Source organism: Rhabdaerophilum sp., assembly GCF_046092605.1.
In the GTDB taxonomy this organism is placed as follows: domain Bacteria; phylum Pseudomonadota; class Alphaproteobacteria; order Rhizobiales; family Beijerinckiaceae; genus Rhabdaerophilum.
On the sequence record NZ_JBJTDY010000034.1, the window covers coordinates 1 to 3742 of the forward strand.

Annotated in this window: 6 protein-coding genes; 1 reads left to right on the forward strand and 5 read right to left on the reverse strand. The window is 61.5% G+C overall.

From position 1 onward, the window contains the following. Positions 1-217 precede the first annotated feature (217 nt). The 5 genes from ACKODO_RS03245 to ACKODO_RS03265 all read right to left on the reverse strand — a co-directional run bounded on the left by ACKODO_RS03245 (position 218) and on the right by ACKODO_RS03265 (position 3545). A complete protein-coding gene (locus tag ACKODO_RS03245) occupies positions 218-634 on the reverse strand; it encodes a c-type cytochrome (RefSeq protein WP_408982017.1) in 417 nt (138 codons plus the stop codon). Further along, positions 631-993, reverse strand: coding sequence for a hypothetical protein (locus ACKODO_RS03250; protein ID WP_408982018.1), 363 nt, complete (start codon positions 991-993; stop codon positions 631-633). The genes ACKODO_RS03245 and ACKODO_RS03250 overlap by 4 nt, the downstream gene beginning before the upstream one ends. Before the next feature lie 72 nt (positions 994-1065). Beyond that, complete coding sequence (locus ACKODO_RS03255; protein ID WP_408982019.1) at positions 1066-2475, reverse strand: YncE family protein; 1410 nt, start codon at positions 2473-2475, stop codon at positions 1066-1068. A 104-nt stretch (positions 2476-2579) separates the two neighbouring features. Then, positions 2580-2969, reverse strand: a complete 390-nt coding sequence (locus ACKODO_RS03260; RefSeq protein ID WP_408915680.1) for a hypothetical protein — start codon at positions 2967-2969, stop codon at positions 2580-2582. A 69-nt stretch (positions 2970-3038) separates the two neighbouring features. Further along, the gene (locus ACKODO_RS03265) at positions 3039-3545 is read right to left on the reverse strand and encodes a Fur family transcriptional regulator (protein ID WP_408915681.1); all 507 of its coding nucleotides are present in this window, start codon (positions 3543-3545) and stop codon (positions 3039-3041) included. An 82-nt stretch (positions 3546-3627) separates the two neighbouring features. On the opposite strand from ACKODO_RS03265, the gene ACKODO_RS03270 reads away from it, so the two are divergent. Beyond that, the coding region (locus ACKODO_RS03270; protein WP_408982020.1) for a GTP-binding protein at positions 3628-3742 on the forward strand (115 nt) is incomplete at its 3' end.

Here is a 3742-nt window from a genome sequence, read left to right on the forward strand (position 1 = left end):
TCAGCAACCGGATAGCCCCGTTCGGTCATCTGACGCACCGCGTCGCGCTTGAACTCGTCGCTGAATCTGGCGTTGCCCATCATGGCCTCCTTGCCTCAAAATTAGGAAAGAAGGCGTCCAGGAATCTAGGGGCGGTTCAGAGCAGATTGGCGCATTAGGCGTGGGCGATATACGAGAATTCAGCGATCCATACATCGCTGGTAGCTTCAGCAAAACGCTATCGATGCAACTTCAAGTAAGCGATGATGTCGGCGATCTGTTGCGTTTCCCTAACGGCCCAGTCCATTTTTGTGCCAGGCACGACCTCGGCCGGAGCCGCCAGAAATTCGGCAAGTGTTTCGTCATCCCAGACGATCTCGGCTTTCCGGAAGGCTTCCGAGTACGGGTAGCCTTCCTTCTGCGCAATGCGGGCACCTGCGACGCCGAAGAGATTGGGGCCCACACGCCGGCGCGCCCCTTTCTCGATCGTGTGGCAGGCCGAACAGACCTTCTCGAAGGCAGCCGCGCCGCGAGCGGCGTCGCCGGCTACGATCTCTTCTCGCGTTGGCGGCGTGGCATGGCTGCCAGGACCATGGGCGGCAGCAATCGCGCAACAGGCTGACACCAACGCGACGCCAAGGAACGCGGCTCTCATTTCGCCGCGACCTGCGTGCCACCTGTTCTCGCGGCAAATTGCTCGCGCGGCAAACCAGCTTCCTGCTCGACCGAGCCAAGCGCCTTGGCGACGCGAACGGCAAGTTTCATGGCATCATCATACTTATCGGCGAGGCACATCGCCTGCGCTTCTTTGGCCTTGGCGGTGAGCAGGGCGGCTGCTTCCGGTTTCAGCCGTGAGGCCGTGGCCGAAACAAGTTGAGCGATAGCGTCGGTCGGAGTTGCGCAGAGGCTGCGATACTCGGCCTTGAGGTCTTCCGGATCGCAAGCAAAGGCAGGAGCGATACTGCCAAGTGCGATAAGGCCAGCGGCGGCAATGCGGAGCGAGGGACGTGACATGGTTTGAAACTCCAGGACAGGTTGAAAGGGGAGAAAGGGTGGCGAAGCTTGGCTCCGCCACCGGGGGGTCGGTCAGTTCGTGACGGGCGTGGCCGGGCCAACAGGCTTCGATGGGCCAGACGTCGGGCTGAACGCGGACAAACGGTGCGGGCCGGCGACGGTCTTGATGGACTGGACGACTTTCATCGATTCCGTATCAACCACCGAGACGGTGCCGGCCACCGAATTGGGGATGAAGGCCAGCCTGCCACCATTCGCCATCACGATGTCACTCGCCTGACGCGGCTCGGTCTTGATCGGCGCCAATTGGCGGGGCTGGCGCGGGTTGCTCATATCGAAAACGAGCGTGAGATCCACGGTTGCCGATGCATTCTGCGCACCACCGAGCGTGCCGAGCGCCACAAACATGCGGCTTCCATCCTTGTTGAAGCCGACATAGGAAGGGTTAGCAGCAGCCTCCGGCTTGCCGACGAGGCTCGTCGAGCATGTGCCGTCGCCATAGAGCATCGGCGTCTGGGCCACGAGCTGCCGGTTGACGGCGTCGATCACCGCGATCTGCCCGATCTGGCAGACAATGCCGCCGGCGCGATCCTGCACTTCACGTGGGGTCCGCTGCGGCACGACGATGAACCGGCCGCCCGGCATGTCCTTGGCCGTCGAGCCGCCTGTGCCTGCGGTCTGGATATTGCGCAGGGTCGGCATATCGCTATCGATGTCGATCAGCGCCACCTGGCCGGAGCCGGTGATGAAGTGGAAGGCATCGCCGGTGGCTGCAGACGTGCCAACACCATGAGGACCAAGCCTGAGCCCAGCCTTGCCTGTTTCATCGCAGGTCTTCATGGCGGTCGAGCCGTCGAAGCCAAAATCCTTGGCAGGGAAGGACTTCACGAGCTTGATGTCAGCGGGGTTGGCGAAGTCGTAGACCGACAGCACATCCTTGCAGTCGCCGATGTTCGAGACGACCATGCGGGCGCGCGTGTTGGAGAACGCCACCTTGTGATGGCCGCGCCCCAGCCGGACCTCGCCAATCGGTTTGAGGTAGGTTGCCGAACCCGGAACGACGTCAATCAGGGTGAGCGAGGAATCCTTCGGCGCCTCGCCAACCGGTGTATTGGCTTCAACGCCGTCATTGAGAACAACATAGAATTGACGACCGCCCATCACGGGCGAGAGATAGCTGTGCACGGGCCGTGTGCCGCCCAGCGAGGAGGCGGGGATGCGCGCGATCTCCTTGCCGTCCTTGAGGTTCACGGCAATCACCTGATTGCCGTCGGTATTGTTGAACAGCGCGACGCCATTTGTGAGCGCCATGGTGTCGAGGCTGGCGCCGGTCATGGCGATGCGGCTGATTTCGCGACCTGAGCCGACGTCATAGACGCCAGCCTCGTCCTTGCCGACGACGAGCATGACGTGATCGAGCGCGGGGGTCTGTGCGAAGGCAAGCGTTGAAAGCGCGGTTGCGCCAAGGATGCAGCCGGCCATAGCCGCGCTGCGGGTGAAGAGAGATGACATGTCTAGGTTTCCGGATCTGGAATGAAGGGTGATCGCCGACGCGAGCCTTCGCGCGGCGAGGTCTGCCGTTTCAATCAGATCAGGTTGGGTGGACCGCGCGCAGAAACGCCCGGCGAGGCGTGGGACGGCGGTAGTGCAGTGTGCCGCGCGACATGGACAGGCTTATTCGCTTCCTGATCGCTCCAGGCAGGCCCAATCGATACTGAAGCGACGGAGCCAAAGGTCTTGAAGGGACAGGATGGGCCGCATGGGCATCCTGAATGGTCTTTTCCGTGATCCTTCTCCGGATCAGACGGGAGAGTTAGGCCGTGCTCGGAGCAGATGATCTGCAGCGCGGCCAGCGCTTGCATCTCGCTTGTATGATGAACAACCAGACGCGCACCAGCCAGCCCGGCCAGCACGAAGGCATAGGCCAGCAAGAGACAAAATCGCCAATCGCGTGTCAAATGGCGTACGGCGCTCATGTCATTTGCTTAATCATAATCTGCCTGGCCCGTGATCAACTTCTCTCCTAGCTCGAAATGTTGCTGTTGTCACAGGGGATTTGAGGCGCACCGCGCGCATTCGCCTTCCAGCTCAACGATGGGATGAGCAGGCTTGAAGCCTGCATGCTCGGCGGCACCCTGGAGCCCTTGAGCCACCAGATCCGACGGCGCTTCCTGCACGGTACCGCAGTGGCTGCAGACCATGAACACCACGGCCTCGCCGGGGTGATGCTCATGATCGCATGCAAAGTACGACGCCTTTGAGGCGAGCCGGTGAACGCAACCGGCCTCCTGCAGGAAGTCGAGCGCGCGGTAGACCTGAACTGCCTGGACTTTCTTCGATACGCTCAAGCGATCCGTGATCTCATAAGCCGTGAGCGGTTTCTCCTCGCGGGCCAGCACGGTCAGAACACGCGCGCGCATCTCCGTAAACGGGAGTTTCCGTGCCGCAGCGAACGCGCGGGCGCGTTCAATCATGGCTGCCGCGTCGGAGTGGGGCGAGTGCGCATGGCCGTGCCCCTCGCATCGCTCGTGATGAGCTTTTTCGCCGGCCATGGCCGAGACCTCCTTGACCATCGCGGTGGTGTAATACTATTACACTTCCCTGAGTGTCACAACATTACACCCTTGGGGGATCATGGCCAAGACCCAATCGGACAATCGCCTCCCTGTCACTGTGCTTTCAGGCTTTCTCGGCGCTGGCAAGACCACGCTGCTCAACCATATCCTGAACAACCGCGAGGGCATGAAGG